The organism is Nocardia panacis (genome assembly GCF_003598715.1).
GTDB classification, from domain to species: Bacteria; Actinomycetota; Actinomycetes; order Mycobacteriales; family Mycobacteriaceae; genus Nocardia; species Nocardia panacis.
In genome coordinates this window covers 24,063-41,369 of record NZ_QZFU01000020.1, presented here as the reverse complement: position 1 = coordinate 41,369, position 17,307 = coordinate 24,063, and the positions used below count along the sequence as shown (strand labels likewise).

General features: G+C 69.2%; 18 protein-coding genes. 9 read left to right on the top strand and 9 right to left on the bottom strand.

Annotated elements, in window-relative coordinates:
• Positions 1-219: 219 nt before the first annotated feature.
• Together D5S18_RS18345 and D5S18_RS18340 are read right to left on the bottom strand one after the other, a co-directional pair.
• Complete coding sequence (locus D5S18_RS18345) at positions 220-693, bottom strand: carboxymuconolactone decarboxylase family protein (protein ID WP_120042280.1); 474 nt, start codon at positions 691-693, stop codon at positions 220-222.
• Between the two features lie 199 nt (positions 694-892).
• On the bottom strand, positions 893-1,453 hold the full coding sequence (locus D5S18_RS18340) for a GNAT family N-acetyltransferase (protein WP_158607900.1): 561 nt from the start codon (positions 1,451-1,453) through the stop codon (positions 893-895).
• A 163-nt stretch (positions 1,454-1,616) separates the two neighbouring features.
• Between D5S18_RS18340 and D5S18_RS18335 the strand changes: the two genes are divergently transcribed.
• Together D5S18_RS18335 and D5S18_RS18330 are read left to right on the top strand one after the other, a co-directional pair.
• A complete protein-coding gene (locus tag D5S18_RS18335; RefSeq protein WP_120042279.1) occupies positions 1,617-2,969 on the top strand; it encodes a M20/M25/M40 family metallo-hydrolase in 1,353 nt (450 codons plus the stop codon).
• A gap of 13 nt (positions 2,970-2,982) precedes the next feature.
• Positions 2,983-3,507: a YbhB/YbcL family Raf kinase inhibitor-like protein gene (locus D5S18_RS18330; RefSeq protein ID WP_239003860.1), complete on the top strand. Its 525-nt coding sequence runs from the start codon at positions 2,983-2,985 to the stop codon at positions 3,505-3,507.
• 40 nt (positions 3,508-3,547) lie between these two features.
• On the opposite strand, the gene D5S18_RS18325 is transcribed toward D5S18_RS18330, so the two are convergent.
• From D5S18_RS18325 to D5S18_RS18315, 3 genes are all read right to left on the bottom strand, one after another.
• Positions 3,548-5,377, bottom strand: coding sequence for an AMP-dependent synthetase/ligase (locus tag D5S18_RS18325; RefSeq protein ID WP_120042277.1), 1,830 nt, complete (start codon positions 5,375-5,377; stop codon positions 3,548-3,550).
• Positions 5,378-5,555: 178 nt separating this feature from the next.
• The gene (locus D5S18_RS18320; RefSeq protein ID WP_120042276.1) at positions 5,556-6,257 is read right to left on the bottom strand and encodes a GTP cyclohydrolase II; all 702 of its coding nucleotides are present in this window, start codon (positions 6,255-6,257) and stop codon (positions 5,556-5,558) included.
• A gap of 158 nt (positions 6,258-6,415) precedes the next feature.
• Positions 6,416-7,957 (bottom strand): carbohydrate kinase family protein, encoded by a 1,542-nt coding sequence (locus D5S18_RS18315; RefSeq protein ID WP_120042275.1) that lies wholly within the window; start codon positions 7,955-7,957, stop codon positions 6,416-6,418.
• A gap of 259 nt (positions 7,958-8,216) precedes the next feature.
• On the opposite strand from D5S18_RS18315, the gene D5S18_RS18310 reads away from it, so the two are divergent.
• Entirely contained in the window at positions 8,217-8,585 is a 369-nt protein-coding gene (locus D5S18_RS18310) for a hypothetical protein (RefSeq protein WP_203236802.1), read from the top strand.
• A 62-nt stretch (positions 8,586-8,647) separates the two neighbouring features.
• Here the strand turns inward: D5S18_RS18310 and D5S18_RS18305 are convergent, their stop codons facing one another.
• The 3 genes from D5S18_RS18305 to D5S18_RS18295 are packed head-to-tail and all read right to left on the bottom strand — an operon-like array spanning position 8,648 to position 11,096.
• Positions 8,648-9,721, bottom strand: a complete 1,074-nt coding sequence (locus D5S18_RS18305; RefSeq protein ID WP_120042370.1) for a quinone-dependent dihydroorotate dehydrogenase — start codon at positions 9,719-9,721, stop codon at positions 8,648-8,650.
• Between the two features lie 5 nt (positions 9,722-9,726).
• Complete coding sequence (locus D5S18_RS18300; RefSeq protein WP_120042274.1) at positions 9,727-10,005, bottom strand: DUF5703 family protein; 279 nt, start codon at positions 10,003-10,005, stop codon at positions 9,727-9,729.
• The gene (locus D5S18_RS18295) at positions 10,005-11,096 is read right to left on the bottom strand and encodes a YncE family protein (RefSeq protein ID WP_239003859.1); all 1,092 of its coding nucleotides are present in this window, start codon (positions 11,094-11,096) and stop codon (positions 10,005-10,007) included. Before D5S18_RS18295 ends, D5S18_RS18300 begins: the two co-directional genes overlap by 1 nt.
• 180 nt (positions 11,097-11,276) lie before the next feature.
• Between D5S18_RS18295 and D5S18_RS18290 the strand changes: the two genes are divergently transcribed.
• The 6 genes from D5S18_RS18290 (at position 11,277) to D5S18_RS18265 (ending at position 16,193) form a co-directional block, all read left to right on the top strand.
• Entirely contained in the window at positions 11,277-11,627 is a 351-nt protein-coding gene (locus D5S18_RS18290; RefSeq protein WP_120042273.1) for a hypothetical protein, read from the top strand.
• A gap of 27 nt (positions 11,628-11,654) precedes the next feature.
• Positions 11,655-12,167 (top strand): WKL family lipoprotein, encoded by a 513-nt coding sequence (locus D5S18_RS18285; RefSeq protein WP_239003858.1) that lies wholly within the window; start codon positions 11,655-11,657, stop codon positions 12,165-12,167.
• A gap of 9 nt (positions 12,168-12,176) precedes the next feature.
• Positions 12,177-14,270, top strand: coding sequence for an MMPL family transporter (locus tag D5S18_RS18280; RefSeq protein ID WP_120042271.1), 2,094 nt, complete (start codon positions 12,177-12,179; stop codon positions 14,268-14,270).
• Between the two features lie 93 nt (positions 14,271-14,363).
• Entirely contained in the window at positions 14,364-14,984 is a 621-nt protein-coding gene (locus D5S18_RS18275) for a DUF2867 domain-containing protein (RefSeq protein WP_120042270.1), read from the top strand.
• Entirely contained in the window at positions 14,981-15,391 is a 411-nt protein-coding gene (locus D5S18_RS18270) for a DUF6463 family protein (protein ID WP_120042269.1), read from the top strand. The genes D5S18_RS18275 and D5S18_RS18270 overlap by 4 nt, the downstream gene beginning before the upstream one ends.
• Positions 15,392-15,455: 64 nt before the next feature.
• Positions 15,456-16,193, top strand: coding sequence for an alpha/beta fold hydrolase (locus tag D5S18_RS18265; RefSeq protein ID WP_239003857.1), 738 nt, complete (start codon positions 15,456-15,458; stop codon positions 16,191-16,193).
• A 251-nt stretch (positions 16,194-16,444) separates the two neighbouring features.
• Here the strand turns inward: D5S18_RS18265 and D5S18_RS18255 are convergent, their stop codons facing one another.
• Positions 16,445-17,305: a heme ABC transporter ATP-binding protein gene (locus tag D5S18_RS18255; protein ID WP_120042268.1), complete on the bottom strand. Its 861-nt coding sequence runs from the start codon at positions 17,303-17,305 to the stop codon at positions 16,445-16,447.
• Positions 17,306-17,307 lie beyond the last annotated feature (2 nt).

The following is a 17,307-nucleotide window of genomic DNA, read 5'->3' as shown; positions in this document are numbered from 1 at the left end:
CGTCGACGATGCAGCGGCAGGCCGGGTCCGAGAGCGCGCCGACATGCCGATAATCTATTCACTGCCAAGTTCGGCAGGTCACCGAATGGAACCGTTGTCCTGATCAAAGGCGCGCATCGGGGGCGAAGCTTGGGACGTGGCTCGACCGCGTCCCAACAGCGGGCTGCCCATCCCCCCGCGCCGTGACCGGAATTGGCGGCGCTGCAAGCGCATTCGGGGTCAGTGGAACATGCCGGGCTCGTAGCTGCCCGCAGGGGTGCGGGCGATGACGTTGAGGCGGTTGAAGGCGTTGATGAGGGCGACCACGGAGATGAGGGCGCCGATCTGGTCGTCGTCGAAGTGTTTGCGAACCTCGGACCAGGTGTCGGCGCCGACGCCGGTGTGGGCGTCGGCGATGCGGGTGCCCTCCTCGGTGAAGGCGAGGGCGGCGCGTTCGGCCTCGGTGAAGACGGTGGCGTCGCGCCAAGCGGCGATGAGGTTCAAACGCAGGGTGGTCTCGCCCTCGGCCATCGCGTCCTTGGTGTGCATATCGGTGCAGAAGCCGCAGCCGTTGATCTGGCTGGCGCGGATCTCCACGAGATGCTGAATCCGGATGGGCAGGGTGGACTTTCGCAGCGTCGGCCCGGTGGCGGCGAGGCGCTTGACGATGTCCGCGCCGACCTTGTCGGCGAAGAGATTGAAGCGGGTTTCCATGGGGTGTCCTCTCGTCGGGCCGCCGCAGCGGCTGGATATCAGGACGACGATGCGGCGGTCGGAAGTGTGACATCCCCGGCCGGGAGTATGCGAGAAGTCAGGCCGGCGTCGCGAAGGCTCGGTGCGCGGCAGGTGGTCAGCGGTGAGGATGTCGATGATCCGCACCGCGGCAATCTATCCGCCACCCGCCGACGGATCCTCAGTCATCGCTGAGCCGGGCGTGCAGATGCATATCGTGCCACCCGTCGGCATGCCGAATCGACTGCCGTTTGGTGCCCTCCCACGCGAACCCGCATTTCCCCGCCACCCGGCACGAGGCGGGATTCCCGATCGAATGCTCGAGTTCGATCCGATGCAAACCGATCGCGCGGAATCCCCACTCGGTCGCGGTGCCCACCGCCGTGCTGACGATTCCCCGCCCCCGCGCGAAAGGCAGCGCCCAGTAAGCGATCTCGGCCGACCTTTCCCGCGCGGAGAAGTGTTTGAGCGAGACACGCGCCAGCAGCGCACCGTCGGAGGTGACCGCCCAGTGCGCGCCCGAGCCCGCGTCCCAGGCGCGCGCCCAGTTCTCGAGGAGCGCGGCGGTCGCGGTCAGGGTGGGTTCGGGGTGGTGGTGCCAACGCCGGATTGTCGGATCCTGATACGCGGCGAGGACATCGGCGGCATCGTCGGGCGACCAGGGCCGCAGGACCAGCCCTTCGGGTGTGCGAAGTGTGGGTTGGGTTCCGTGCGTGAGCTTTTCGGGTTCGTCTCCGGTCACACCCCGATTCTGCGCCGCCGACCCGCCCGCCGCGCCGGGCACGCGCCGGGGAGTTCGGCTCACGGTGATTCGGACCGGAATCGGCACGCGGTGCGCATCGGCGGACGGTGCGGGCGTGGGGATCGCCGTGGCAGAACCGATCCCGGATGGTAGGAAAGGGGGTGTGTCAACCGTCGAAGATCCGAATCGAAGCACGCGCGCGGTGGGCGAGGTGGTGGAACTGGTCAGCAAGCTGATCCAGTTCGACACCTCCAACACCGGAGACCCGGCCACCACCAAGGGGGAGCGCGAATGCGCCCTGTGGGTGGCCGACCAGTTGCACCAGGCCGGGTACGTCACCGAATACGTGGAGTCCGGCGCGGAGGGGCGCGGCAATGTGTTCGCCCGCCTGCCGGGGGCCGATCCGAATCGGGGCGCGTTGCTGATGCACGGCCACCTCGACGTGGTGCCCGCGCAGGCCGAGGACTGGAGTGTGCACCCGTTCTCCGGCGCGGTGCGCGACGGCTACGTGTGGGGGCGCGGCGCGGTCGATATGAAGGATATGGTCGGCATGATGCTGGCCGTGGCCCGCCAGTTCAAACTGGAGGGCACGGTGCCGCCGCGCGATATCGTCTTCGCCTTCCTCGCCGACGAGGAGAACGGCGGCCGCTGGGGTTCGCACTGGCTGGTGGAGAATCGGCCGGATCTGTTCGCCGGGATCACCGAGGCGGTCGGCGAGGTCGGCGGTTTCTCGCTGACGGTGCCGCGCCCCGACGGTGGCGAGCGCAGGCTCTACCTGCTGGAGACGGCGGAGAAAGGCCTGGGCTGGATGCGGTTGCGCGCCAAGGCGCGCGCCGGGCACGGGTCGATGATCCATCAGGACAATGCGGTGACCATCCTTGCCGACGCGGTGGCCCGCCTCGGCAAACACACCTTCCCCTTGGTGATCTCGGACGCGGTGGCCGAATTCCTGGCGGCGGTGTCGGAGGAGTCGGGTCTGGACCTGGATCCGCACCATCCGGATCTGGACGGCCAGTTGGCGAAGCTGGGCACCATCTCCCGCATCATCGGCGCGACCCTGCGCGATACCGCGAATCCGACCATGCTGCAGGCCGGTTACAAGGCCAATGTCATTCCGCAGACGGCGGAGGCCGTGGTGGACTGCCGGGTGGTGCCCGGGCGGATGGCGGAGTTCCTGCGCGAGGTCGACGAGCTGATCGGCCCGGATGTGGAGCGGGAGTGGATCACCCATCTCGACTCCTACGAGACCACTTTCGAGGGTGACCTGGTCGATGCCATGAATGAGGCGATCCTGGCGCACGACCCGCAGGGGCGCACCGTGCCCTACATGATGTCGGGCGGCACCGACGCCAAGGCATTCGCGAAGTTGGGGATTCGCTGCTTCGGGTTCGCGCCGCTGCAACTACCGCCGGAGTTGGATTTCACGGCCCTGTTCCACGGGGTGGATGAGCGGGTTCCGGTCCCCGCCCTCGAATTCGGCACTCGCGTGCTCGAACATTTCCTGTTGCACAGCTGACGAAAGGATCGCAGTGCCCGACTACTCCTACAATCCCTATGCCGCGCTGCCGCAGGTGCCGTCGTTCACCTTGACCTCCGCCGATGTCAGCGACGGCGAGCCGTTCGGCAACGATCAGGTCAGCGGTGTGTTCGGCGCGGGCGGCAAGGATGTGTCCCCGCAGTTGTCCTGGTCCGGTTTTCCGAGTGGCACCAAGAGTTTCGCGGTGACGGTGTACGACCCGGATGCGCCGACCGCGTCCGGTTTCTGGCACTGGGCGGTAGCGAACATCCCGGTGGGCACCGTGTCGCTGCCCAGCGGTGCGAGCGCCGAGTTGCCCTCGGGCGCGGTGCAGTTGCGCAACGACGGCGGTTTCCCCGGTTACGTCGGGGCGGCCCCGCCGCCCGGTCACGGGTATCACCGCTACTTCATCGTGGTGCACGCGGTGGATGTGGAAACCCTCGAGGTGGATCCCGAGGCCACCCCGGCCTATCTCGGGTTCAACCTGTTCTCGCACACCCTGGCGCGGGCCGCCCTGATCGCCACTTACCAGCAGTAGCGCGACCTTCCCTGCACCGCGCAGCGGTGCAGGGAAGCTGTCAACCGACGTTCACCACGCCCTCCGGCAGGTCCGATGCGTAGAGCCGGGTGAGCTGTTCGGCGTATTTGGCGGCGATCGGGACGCGCTTGAGCGACATCTTCGGGGTCAGTTCGTCGCCGCCGGGCTCCCACACCGTGTCCAATACGATGAACCGCTTGATCTGCTCGACGCGGGACAGTCGGGCATTGCCCGCCCGCACCGCCGCGAGGACCTCGTCGAGGATCTCCCGGCGCGCGGCCAGCGTCGCGAAATCCGCGTCGGTCGCGCCGAATTCCTTGGCGCGCAGGGCGACCACATCCGGATCGAGGACGATCAACGCGGCGATATAGGGTTCGGCCTCGCCGACCGCGACGACCTGTCCGATCAGTGAGCAGCCCGCTTTGACGGCGTTCTCCACATTGGTGGGGGCGATGTTCTTGCCCGCCGCGTTGATGATCAGTTCCTTCTTGCGGTCCACGATGCGCAGCCAGCCGTCGGGATCGAGCGCGCCGATATCGCCGGTGCGCAACCAGCCGTCGGCGTCGATGGTCTCGGCTGTTTTGTCCGGCATGGCGCGGTAGCCGCGGGTGAGGATCGGGCCGCGCAGCAGCACCTCGCCGTCGGCGTCCAGGCGCAGTTCCAGCCCGCCGACCGGTTTTCCGACCGAACCGGGGCGCGGCTTGGTCAGATCGGTGTAGGTGGCCACGCCGGTGGTCTCGGACATGCCCCACACCTCGGTGAAGCCGAGTCCGAGTCCGAGGAAGTACTCGAGCAGTTCCGGTGGGATGGGCGCCGCTCCCGAGGCCGCGACCCGCAGCTTGTCCACTCCCATGGCGTGTCGCAGCTTCGAGAGCACCAGCGCCTCGGCCACCGTGTGGCGCAGCGTGAGCAGCGGTTCGCGTCGGCCCGCGAGATCGGCTCGGGCGGCGGCGATTCCGGTCTGGATGGCCCACCTCGCCAGGGCTCGTTTGACCGGGCTGGGTTCCTGCGCCAGCTTGCCCTCGATCCCGGCCTTGATCTTCTGCCATACGCGCGGCACGCCGAAGAAGACGGTGGGGCGGGCGTCGGGCAGTGCGGCGGCGACCTCGCGCGGATCGGCGACCGTGGTCAACTGGATACCGACGAGGAGGTTGGTGGCGTGCGCGGAGATGCGGTCGGCGATATGGGCCGCGGGCAGATAGGAGATGGCGCGGTCGTCGAGTCCGGCGGCCAGGGAGCCGTCGAGTTGCGCGATGATCTGGGCCAGCACATTGCGGTGGGTGACCTCGACACCCTTGGAGGGGCCGGTGGTGCCCGAGGTGTAGATGAGGGTGGCCAGGTCGTCGGGGCGCACGGCCGTCCAGGCGGCGTGGAAGTCGAAGTCCGGCAGCGGATTCGCCTCGAGGTCGGCCAGGGTGTGCGCGCCCTCGGCCGGGCCGTCGACGACCACCGTGTGCTCGACGGTGACGCCCGCATCGCGCACGATGTCGAGGAAGCGCTGCTCGGTGACGACCACCCGGTTGGCCGCGTTGGTGAACAGGTGCGCGATCTGCTCGGGTGAGCTGGTGTTGTAGACGGAGAACGGGACGGCGGCCAAATGCAGTGCGGCGGTGTCGATCAGGTTGAATTCGGGGCGGTTGGTGAGCATGATGCCGACGGTGTCGCCCGGCCCGACGCCCAATGCGGCGAGCCCGGCCGCCAACTTCTCCACCCGCGCGCCGTATTCGCGCCAGGTGATCTGCTGTGTGCCGCCGACCGTGCGCAGCGCGACCTGATCGGGGCGCAGCCGCGCCGTCTCCTGGAATGCCTCGGTGACCGTGTAGACGGTCTTGCCGGATTCGTGCGCGTAGCCGATATCTGTTGTCGTCATATCCCTGTTCCCGCTAGCTGGTCGAGCACTCGCGCGAACGCCCGCCGCACGCGTGAGATGAAGTAATGCAACTTCTCTCATCCTTGCACGGAGTCCGGCGCGGAGTGGCGCGGCTCACTCAGGATAGTCAGGACGCACGGCCCGCGGTCGGGATTTTCGGCCGCGATTCCCGCCGGGCTCAGACCGGGAGGGGGGCTTCGGGCGCCGCCAGGAGGCTCGAAAGCTGTTCGGGTGCAGTGGAAGTCGCGGGTTCCGGATCGGCGGCCCACGGCGCCGCGTCGGTGGGGATCCAATGCCCGCGCCTGCGGCGCTTGGCCTCGAGATAGTCGCGGGCGCGCTCGGAGCGGACACGGGTGTACAGCGGGACCGCGGTGACGGCGAGGCCCGCGGCGGTCAGCGCGGCGACCTTGGCCGGGTTATTGGTGAGCAAATCGACCGCGCGCAGCCGCAGCGCGAGCAGGACGCGGGCGGCGGCGTCATAGCTGCGGGCGTCGGCGGGATAGCCCAGCGCCTCGTAGCTGGCGAAGGTGTCGGTGCCGCGGCATTGACTGTGCCGGTAGCCGCGCGCCTTGGCCAGCAGACCCAGCCCGCGACCCTCCTGTTCGAGGTAGATCAGCACACCGGATCCGTTGGCCTGCATGAGATCCAGCGATTTCGTCAACTCCGGGCCGCAGTCGCAGTCGTCGGAGCCCAGCGCCTCGCCGTAGAGGCAGCGCGAGTGCACCCGCACCAGGCAGCCGTCGGCCGGATCGCCGAAGATCAGGGCGTGGCCGGATTCGCCGTAACCGTCGAGTTCCAGTACCCGAACCCGCAACTCGCCGCCCGCACGGGTGATCCGGTGCTCGGTGTCACCGGCCAGATTCGACACAGTTGTGCGCATGCGTCCTCCGCGGCATCGTGGCATGGTCTCGACCGAGATCGAATTCGAGGTGAGATTAGCGCAGTGGCGACCGTCCGGCAGCGCGGGAGCCGCCATGACGCGCCGCGCATTGTGTGCTGGGTCGTTGCGCGCGGCACGCCGCCGACCGAACAGACGAGCTACCCTGGCGCAGTACGGTTTTCGCGCGGATTGCCGACTGACCGACCCTCGGCGGCGCGGCGCGGCGCGAGGTTGGCGATGCGGTCGATCTCCTCGATGGCGGGCATGGCGGTGGGGATGTCGCCGAAGGACTGGGCTGCGGCCATGGCGGCGGTGGCCCATTCGAAATCGCGGCGGTCGGCGGTGCGTCCGGTGGTGACGAGACGGTAGGCGAGCGCCGCGACGAACGCGGCCTGCGCGCCGGGCGCGTCCTCGAGCATGGCGGCGGGGGAGCGGGTGATATCGGCGGTGAGGTCGGCCGAGCGCACACTGCACGCGAATCCGTCGAGCGCGCAGACGCCCGCGACGCCGAGCGCCCGCAGTCGCGGCGCGATATCGGCGTCGAGATCGCGGGAATGGTTGCCGCGCGCGCCTATTTCGGCCGGGATGACATCGGCCAGTTCGGCCGGTGTGCCGATGAGATAGTCGACGGCCCCGAAGTAGGGGATGAGGTATTGGGGCTGTTCCAGGCGCGGGGCCGGATGAACCACCAGGATCGGCGGCGAGGGTAGTTTGCGCACGATATCCATCACCTCGGCGAGGACGTCGACGGGTTGGCCGAAGGTCAGGATGACCACGTCGGAGGCGGCGATGGCGTCGCGGGCGGCCCGGTCGGGCCGGTTGGTGCGGATGCGCTCGTCGCTCCAGCCGATGCGGGCCGCCGCGCCGGTGCCGGTGATCATGAGCGCGGTGACCGGTGTCGGCGCGTCGGGCACCGCCCGCACCAGCGAGGTGTCCACGCCTTCGCGGCGCAGATGGTCGAGGATGCGTTCGCCGAGATCGTCGCGTCCGACGGCGCTGACCAACCGCACCTGCAGCCCCAGGCGCGCGGCGGCGATGGCGCGGGCCAATCCCTTGCCGCCGGGATGTTCCTCGAATTTGTTGCCCTGCACGGCTTCTCCGGCGCGCGGCAGCCGATCGACGACGTAGATGTGGTCGATGACGGCGTCGCCGATGACGGTGACCGCGCCCCGTCCGAGCAGGGACCGCACGGGCGCGGTCTGCGCCTCGGTCTGCGCGGGGGCGAAATTCTCGCCGGTGAGCAGCCCGGCGAGTGCGGTGAATGCGCGCCGCTCCGGGCTGGCCCGCAGCGAGCGCACCGTCGGTGCCGGCGGGATGTGTTCGGCGGCGATGGCGCGGTGCAGCGGTTCCCACTGTTCGGTGAGGTAGCGGCGGCGCTCGCCCAGGTCGGCGGCGTAGAGCCGGTCGAAATCTATTCCGGTGCAGGTGTTCTCGCGCAGCAGGCCGAGGGTGAGTTCGGCGTCGGCGATGAGCCGGTTGGTGGGGGCGAGGCGGCGGGCCAGTTCCACCACGACGGGCAGTACGGCGGCGGCGGGGTCGATTCCCGCGCGGGTGGCGTGGCGGCGAACAGCGGGCAAATCCAGCAGCGCGGCGACGTCGATCTCGGTGGTGCGCAGGCGATCCAGGCTCAGGCCCGAGCGTTTGCACAGGCGGGTCAGGATATTCCGGATCGCGATCGTGCCCGGATCCTGCGGCAGCATCTCCGGATCACCCCTCCGCGTGGTTGTCGCCGATTCGTTGTGCCGGGCTCACACTATGCCGGGCGCACCGGGTTTAGCCATCCGAAGGGCGGTCAATTACCAAATCGCAACGGCAATTGACCGTTGTCGGCGGCAAATGCCAGACTTGATGGGCGATTCCGCCACACCAGCAACTTTTGGGGAGGGCTCTGGTGCAGGGAGAAATCCGACCTCGAAAACCGCGTCGTCCGGTCATCGCGCGCCACCCGAGGAGGTCAGCGTGACACTCGAAATCACCGAATGGTCGATCATCAGCGACATCACGCCGGAGTGGGCGACCAGGTCCGGCGGATCCGCCAGGGAAATCACGGCGTGGCGACTGAGCTGGCTGCCCGATCGGGCGCTCACCCGCGAGCAGGCCGTCGCGGGCATGGAACTCGACGAGCTGCTGAGTGATCCGTCCCGCGTCACCGACCGGGTGCAACTGGCCAGGATGGATGATTGCGCGGACCGCCTCGGCATGGCGCGCGATCAGGCGATCGTCCGGTTGGCCAAGCGCATCGCGGCGCGCCTGCAGGACGAACTCGACCCGCCCGGCGCTCGCGCGCCGCGCCTCGGTCGACGACTGCTCGATCCGTACGTCCACTGACCGGCGACATGATTCGGCCCCCACCGAGGCGGGGGCCGAATTGCCTTGCGCAACTACCGAAGTCAGTCGGTGTGCGCCGAGCCGACCGCCTCGGCGAGTGATCCGAACCCGCCCTCGCGCAACTTGCGGGCCAGACCGCGATGGATGCGGCGGGTCCAGAACGGGCCGCCGTAGATGAACCCGGTGAAACCCTGCAGCAGGGTCGCGCCCGCACGGACGCGCTCCCACGCCTGGTCGGCGGTCTCGATGCCGCCGACGGAGATGAGGATCAGTTCGCCGCCCACGCGGCGGTAGAGCCGGCGCAGCACCTCGAGCGAGCGGTCGGCGACCGGCGGACCCGACAGCCCGCCCGCACCCATCGCGGCCACCTCGTCGGCGGGGGTGCGCAGGCCGTCGCGGCGGATCGTGGTGTTGGTGGCCACGATTCCGGCCAGTCCGAGTTCCAGCGCCAGATCGGCGACGGCGTCGATATCCTCATCCGACAGGTCGGGGGCGATCTTCACCAGCACCGGGACCTCCACGCTGTCCAGCACCGCCTGCAACAGCGGGCGCAGCGCGGCCGCGGCCTGCAGATCGCGCAGACCCGGCGTATTGGGGGAGCTGACATTGACGACGACGAAATCGGCGCGCGGCCCGAGCAGGGCCGCGCTCACCGCGTAGTCGCCCGCCGCGTCGGCCGCCGCCACCACCTTGGTCTTGCCGATATTCGCGCCGATCGGCACCCCGCCGGGCCGACGGTTCGCCAGCCGCTCGGCGGCCTCGACCGCGCCGTGATTGTTGAAACCCATCCGGTTGATCAGCGCCCGGTCGGCCGAGAGCCGGAACATGCGCGGCGCGGGATTACCCGGTTGCGCCCGCGCGGTCACCGTGCCGATCTCGGCGAAACCGAAACCCATCGCGGCCCAGACATCCACGCCGCCCGCGTTCTTGTCGAATCCGGCGGCCAGTCCGAGCGGCGCCGGAAAATCCACCCCGAAGGCGGTGGTGCGCAGGATCGGATCATCGACCACCAGGATCTTCGCGATCACCCAGCGGACGGGCGGGAGCCAGGTGGCCAATCTCATGAAGGCGAAAGCCAGATGGTGGACGCGCTCGGGCGGGATCAGGAACATCAGGCGCAGCAGCAGGGCGTACATCGAGGTCACATCCCCGCTTCCGACTGCGGGGCGGCCTGGCCCGCTTCGACGGGGGACAGACGGGACTTGCGGCGGCGCAGCAGCACCCGGCGGCTGCCGTCGGTGTAGGCGCGCACGCGCGAGAGCTCCCAGCCACCGAATTCGGCCTGGATCGATAATCGCATCGACGCGGTCACCCTGTTCATATCCGGTGGTAGTCGTAGCGGCACGTACTCGTAGTCATCGCCGCTGGTTTCCCAATCCTTCGGTAGCGCCGAACGCTTCGCGGGTTTGCGCGCCGCCATCACTGCCCTCTCTTCCGCTGGTCCGCGCGGATCCGCGCCAGGCCGTCCCCGGTCGCGGATCCGACGAACAGATCGCCGGTGCGTTCGTCGACGGTCACCGAATTCGGTTGCCGGACCGTCGGATAACGCCCCACTTCCCTCGGTATTCCCGTCGAGAGATCGAATCCGACGATCTCGTTGGTCTGGGTGCACGTCACCCACACGGTGTCGGACCGTTGATCGTAGGCAATCGCGTAAGGCGAGGATCCTACCGGGAAACGCTGTCGCAGTACGAGCGGTCCCGGTGTGTAGACCAGCAGTTCGCTGTATTCGGTGTTGACGGCCAGCAGCCTGCCCCTGGTGTCGGAGATCAGGTTGGTCGCGCCGTCGCCCGCGCGCAGCGCCAGGCCGAGTTTGTTCTTCGTCAGGTCGAGTTCGACCAGGGCGGACTGGCGGCGGTCGAGCACCGCGACGCGGGGGCCGACGGCGGCGAGGGCGTCGGCGGAGGCCAGACCGGAGAGGGTGTGGCGCACCGCGTTGTCGGGGCCGAGCACCCGCACCGCGCCGTCCGCGCCGCCGACGAGCAGGTCCTCGTCGCGGCGCAGCACCGAGCGGGCATCGCCGGGGACCGGGATCCGGTCGACGCGGGCCGAGGCGACATCCACCCGCAGCACGGCCTCCGGAATCGGGATGAGCAGTTCGCCGGGCCTGCCCTGGCTCAGGCCCGCGCCGCGGGCGGGCAGCGGCACCGTGCGCGCGGCGGGCGGTTGGGCGGCGGTGTCGAAGAGGGTGAGGGTGGATCCGTCCAGGGCCGCCAACTGTCCGGTGCCTGCCTCGGCGAGCAGCGCGCCGACAGGACCCGACGCGATGAGCTGCCCGGCAGGCTGGGCGGTGGGCACCGGGGCGGCGGCCGCGGTGGCAGGCTCTCTGGTCTCCATAGTGTCTTTGCCGGAGGACGAGCAGCCCGCGACGGCGACGGTGAGGGCCACCGCGGCGAGAATCCCGGCGCGGCGGCCTCTTCGGGGATGCGCGTCGGTGTCCTGGCTCGCGGACCCGGTATCGGGGGTCGACTCCGCGCGCGCCGCCACGTGAGGACTGCCGCTAGGGCGCATTCACCGAACTCCTTCTACCGACGAGACGCAACCCCATCATCTGACCATGATGCCGAATGGGAGGGCTTCTCCGGGGTGGCTGAGCCTTATCGGACACATATCGGAGTGATGTGCGGCATATCGGAATGATCTGCGGCGTTACGGTGGAGACGAAACAGCGTCCACTTCAGGGAGATCCGGGTGAAAGCCGACTATCCATCGGGCTTCGTCATCGATGACCTAACCGTCGGTCCCTTCGCCCACGGTTTCGGCGCCGCCGCCGATGGCCGCCCCTTCGCCTTCCGGACGCTGCGCGGCACCCTCGTGCTCGAGCTCTATCGCGCCGACCTGGCCGACGACGTTCCCGGCCCCGACGATATCGTCGCCCTCGCCGAGGCCCCCGTCACCGATATCGACCTCGACGACGAACGCAGCGTCGCCGCCCTGGTGCGCGACCTGATCGCCCACGCCGTCCCGGTGGCCGCCGACCGCGACATGACCGCTGTGCGGGCACTGCTCGGCCGGATCAGCGCGGTCATTGATGGTATGTAGATGGTGATGCAATCCACAGTGCGTACCGTGCGGTCCTTGGGCCCGACCTGTCTCGCCGCCGTTGTCCTGCTCACCGCCTGCGGTTCCGACACCGACGAGGCCGCCGTCGACGCGGCCCGCTCCTCGGCCAACGCCTCGCTGTCGAGTTCGGTCGTCGCGGCGAGCAGTGCCGCCCGCCATCCCATGCCCACCGCCGCCGAACTCGACTCGCAGATCAAACGCGCGCTCGACCCGGCGCTGCCCGATACCGAGCGCACCGCGCTGATCGAGGACGGCGAGGCGTTTCGCGGCGCCATCCCCGATATGTACCAGGCGCTGCACGACAACCCGCACGCCGTCTACGGCGTCACCGACCCCGTCTTCGACAATCGCGACGGCACCCTCACCGCCACCATGCGCCTGGACAAGGACGGCACCGGCGCCGCCGTGCGCACCACCGTGGTGCATTTCGTCTTCCTCGACGGCCGCTGGAAGATCTCGCGCACCGACCTGTGCGGCATCCTGCGCTCGGCCGACTACCACACCCCGGCCTGCGGCTGACCCGCCCGCATGCCGAGGTCCGGATCCCAGCGTTGGGGACGCCTGATGTACCGGCACCGCTACCTGGTGCTGGTGGTGTTCGCGGCGGCGGTGCTGGCCTCGGGCTGGTATGGGCGCGACCTGTCCGGCCGCTACACGCAGGAGGGATGGTTCGACGAGAGCAGCGAATCCGTCGCCGCCTCGAAACTGGCCGACGCCACCTTCGGTCGTGATACCGACAGCGACATCATCCTGCTCTACACCGCGCCCGCGGGCGCCACCGTCGACGATCCGGCCGTGCGCGCGGCGGTCACCGGATCATTGAACCGACTGCTGAGCAGCCGCGGCGACCGCATCCTCAAGATCGACAGCTACTGGGACAGCCCCTTCGCCGCGAACGCCGCCGATCCGGCCAAACAGCACGCCTTCGCCAGCGTCGGACTGCGCGGCAGCGGCACCGCCGCCGTCGAGAATTACCTAGCGGTGAAAGGCGAATTCGGCGCCGGACATCCCGGCGGCGGACCCGGTGGCACCACCGTGCAGTTGGCCGGACTGCAACCGGTGGTGGCAGGCATCAACACCGGAATGCAGGACGATATCCACCGCGCCGAGCTGATCGCCCTGCCCCTCGTGGCGATCCTGCTGTACTTCGTCTTCGGCGGCATCCTCGGCGCGTTGCTGCCGGTGCTCATCGGCGGGATGACGGTGCTCGGCACCCAGGGCGTGATGCGGCTGCTCACCGCGCACATCGAGGTCAATGTGTTCGCCAGTGCCGTGGTGACGCTGGTCAGCCTGGGGCTGGCGATCGACTACGGACTGTTCACGGTGACCCGGTTCCGCGAGGAGATCGCGGCCGGACGCGAGATCGAGGACGCGGTGGCCCGCACCGTCGCCACCGCCGGGCGCACCGTGCTGTTCTCGGCGGCCATCATCGCCCTCAGCCTCGGCGCGCTGTTCATCTACCCGAACGGGGTGTTGCGCTCGGTGCCCTACGGCGGGATCAGCGCGGTGCTGCTCGCGGCGGTGCTGTCGGTGACCGCGCTGCCCGCGGTGCTCGGCATCGTCGGTCGGCGCATCGACCTGTGGGGTTGGAAACGCTTCTCCCGCACCAAGACCGAGGCGCGGATCGACGCCGGATTCTTCTCCCGACTGGCCCGCGCGGCCATGCGGCGGCCACTGCCGGTCGTCGTGCCGCTCGTGCTGGGACTGCTGGCGCTGAGCCTGCCGCTTCGCGGCATCGAATTCGGCGGGATCAGCGAACGCTATCTCTCGCAGGACAATCCGGCGCGGGTCGCCCAGGAACGTTTCGACCGGCTGTTCCCCGAATTCCGCACCGAGCCGCTCAAACTCGTGGTGGTGGGCGCGGATTCGCCGCAGCTCGGTGATATCCGGCTGGCGGCCAGTGCGATTCCCGGACTCACCGGACGCTTCGAATCGGCCGCGCCGACCAAGGACGGAATCAATGTCCTGCAGGCGGGATTGGTGCGTCGCGGCGACGCCGACCGAGTCATCGCGGCCCTGCGCGCCATACCCGCGCCGCACGGGGTGCGGATCATGGTGGCCGGGGTGCCGGCGCTGGAGCGCGACAGCATCAACGGACTGCTGCGCGGATTGCCGCTGCTGGTCGGCATCCTGATCCTGGCGGCGCTGCTCATGCTGTACCTGGCGTTCCGCTCGATCGTGTTGGCGCTCAAGGCCGTCGCCATGAGCGCGCTCAGCCTGGTGGCCACCCTCGGGGTGCTGACCTGGATCTTCGTCGACGGACACGGGGCCGGGCTGTTCCACTTCACGCCGGGGCCGCTCATGTTCGCGGTCCTGGCGCTCATCGTGACCGTCGTGTTCGGGTTGTCCACCGACTACGAGGTATTCCTGTTGTCCCGCATGGCCGAGGCGCGTTCGCGCGGCGCGGACCCGCCCGAGGCGATCCGCTACGGCATCGCCCACACCGGCGGCGTCATCACCTCGGCCGCGGCGATACTCATCGTCGTCACCGGGGCGTTCGGGTTCTCCGATCTGGTGCTCATGAAATACATCGCCTACGGGATGATCGCCGCGTTGATCTTGGACGCCACCGTGATTCGGCTCCTGCTCACGCCCGCGATCCTGAAACTGGTGTGGCGCTGACGGCGGATGTGGTTCACCTCTCCATGGGTTGTACGTGCCCGTATAACTGGTCTAACCTCCTGTTATAGACGTATAGAAGTTCAGGAGGTCACGATGTCCAACAGACTCCCCGCTGCCGCGCACACCGCCCTACCGTGGCGCATCCACGAGATCGCCCCCGACTTCCGGATCGAGGATGTCTGGGCCTTCCGCACGCCGGGCGCCGGACCCGACGACTTCCACGTCATGCGCGAGGCGCTGGCGGCCAAGGCCGGACTCTCCAGCAACACCGGGCTCACCGCCCTCGTGTTCGCGGTGCGCTGGAAGCTCGGCGAACTGTTCGACTGGGACGAACCCGAAGCGGGCCTGGCGGGTCGCAGCGAGTCGCTGTGCGATCGGCTGCCCGAGGACCTGCGGCAGGAAGACGCCGGGCAACCGGTCGGCGACACCCCGTTCACCAGCGTGTACCGACTGCACCACGAATCCGCCGACGAACTCGCGAACAAAACAATGCACACGATCCTGCACCTCGGGTGGGTCCAGGGCGACAACGGCGACTACGAACTGCGGATGGCGGCCCTGGTCAAGCCGAACGGGCTGTTCGGACGGCTGTACATGGCCGGGATCGCTCCCTTCCGCTATCTGATCGTCTACCCGGCGATGAAAAAGCAATGGGAACGTGCTTGGCGCAATCGTCCGCAGGCGAACAATCGCCGCGAAGAGGTGGCCAAATGATCAAGTGGGCGGGCAGGCTGCTGGTGCTCATCGGCGGCGGGCATATGGCCTCCAGCCTGGCGTTGACGGCCACCCAACATGCCGGGACCTGGTTTCGGGGCGGTGTGTACGGCGAGCACCTCTCGGAGATGAGCCACGCCAATGGCGCGTTCTGGGTGTCGGTGGGCAGCTTCGGCATTCCGCAGATCGTGCTCGGCGCGACGGTGCTGTGGATGGACCGCAAGGCAATCACGCCGCCCGCGTTCATCGGGTGGACGATGGGGGCCTGGTCGGTGCTCGGCGCGATCATCTTCGAGCCCGCGCCCTGGCCGGTCACCACCCTGGCGGGTGCCCTGCTGGTCCTCGGAGGCCACCGGGCCGCGCGTCGCGAAGCGACCGCTGGAGTTGCCGCGGCAATCGCGTCGTGATCACGTCGACCGAAGGCGTGCTCGAGCACGGCTGCCGTATTGGGCATTCGGGTCGGGTCCGCCGTTGCTGCTGCTGCGGTGGTTCACCCCCGCCCACGCCAATCCCGCAGGGCTGATGCGTATTTCGGAGCGGGTGCTGCTGGCCCCACTGGCCCGACGCTTCCGCGTGTACGCGGTGTCGCGAGCGCCGGGGATGCGGGCGGGCACCACGATGGCCGAGATCGCGGCCGAGCATGCCGCCGCGATCGCAGCCGAATTCGGTACGGCCGTCGATGTTCTCGGCGTCTCGTCGGGTGGTTCGATCGCACTGCAACTGGCGGCCGACCATCCGCGGGCGGTGCGGACACTGATCCTCGCGTCCTCGGGCGACACACTGCCCGAGACCGTGCGCGCGAGCCAGCGCGACTACGCCGCCGCGCTCGCCTCGGGCAGGCGCGGTCTGCATCACCTCGCCCCCGCCGTCGCAGGCTCCGCGATCCTGGCCGGACCCGCCCGAGCGGCGATGTGGCTCGCCGATCCGCTGCTGCGGCCGGCGCGCCCGGCCGACACCGTGGCCTTCCTGCGCGCCGAGGATTCGTTCGACATCGGCGCCCGGCTCGGCGAGATCGTCGCGCCGACACTGGTGCTCGGCGGCGGTCGCGACGCGGGCATCCCGGTCGAGACCTTCCGCAGGACCGCGGCGGGCGTCCCCGGCGCGCGGTTGATCGTCTATCCCCGAGCGAGCCATATGGGTGTGCTTCGACACCACCGGTTCGTCGAAGATATCGCCGCGTTCACGGGTGCCCGCCGGCGAGAACGATAGGGGCGACCGACGTCCGGTTGGACGCGGTTACCGATCTTGTGAAGATGCGGCAGCGGGAGTTCCAGCCGCAGGCCGTCGCAGCGCGCCAGATGCCCTGTGTCGCCGATCGTCGGTGCGACTGCGACTGCGACTGCGACTGCGACTGCGACTGCGACTGCGACTGCGACTGCGACTGCGACTGCGGTGCCGTCGTGCCCGCAGAATCGGGAAACCCGCAGCAATGGCAGTGCGGCGGGTGAGCATCCGTCCGGTCAGCTCCTGACGGGCAGGACCAGTTGCGCTCCGGTGCGCGGGTGATCGAGGACTTCGATGGGATGGCGGTAGACACGGGTCAGCAATTCGGTGGTGAGGATGGCGCGCGGTGGTCCGTCGGCGGCGATCCGCCCGGCTTCGAGGACGGCGACTCGGTCGGCGTAGGCGGCGGCGACACCCAGGTCATGGAGGACCACAACCACTGCTGCCCCCGCCGCGGCGCGTTCGGCGGCCAAGCGCAGCACCGCCTCCTGATGGCCCAGATCCAGTGCCGCGGTCGGTTCGTCCAGCAGCAGGGTCCCGGTGTCCTGGGCGAGCACCCGCGCCAGGGCCACTCGTGCCCGTTCACCGCCCGACAGCGCCGGAAACGGGCGTGCCGCGAGATGTTCCACATCGGTGAGGGCCATGGCGGCGGCGATCAGCTCGTCGTCGCGTTCGCGCAGCTCGGTGCGCAGCCACGGGGCGCGCCCCATCGCGACGACCTCCCGCGCGCTGAACGGGAATCCCACGGTATGACTCTGCGGCAGTACGGCCCGCCGCCGCGCCATATCCAGCGGTGACCAGTGCGCCAGCGCCCGCCCGTCCAGTTCCACGGTCCCGGCGCTCGGGGCCAACTCCCCGGCCAAGGCCGCCAGCAGCGTCGACTTTCCCGCCCCGTTCGGGCCGACGAGCGCGACGATCTCCCCGGCCGCCACCGCGAAATCCACACCGTCGAGCACCGGCCTGTTGCCGCGTGTCGCACTCAGCCCGCGCGCCCGCAGGGTCACCGTCCCCAATTCCGGTCGGTCCGGCATCGCGTGCGACCGGGTCAACGCCTTGCCGATCACCGAAACCACCTGCCCGTCAACAGCATCGAACATCG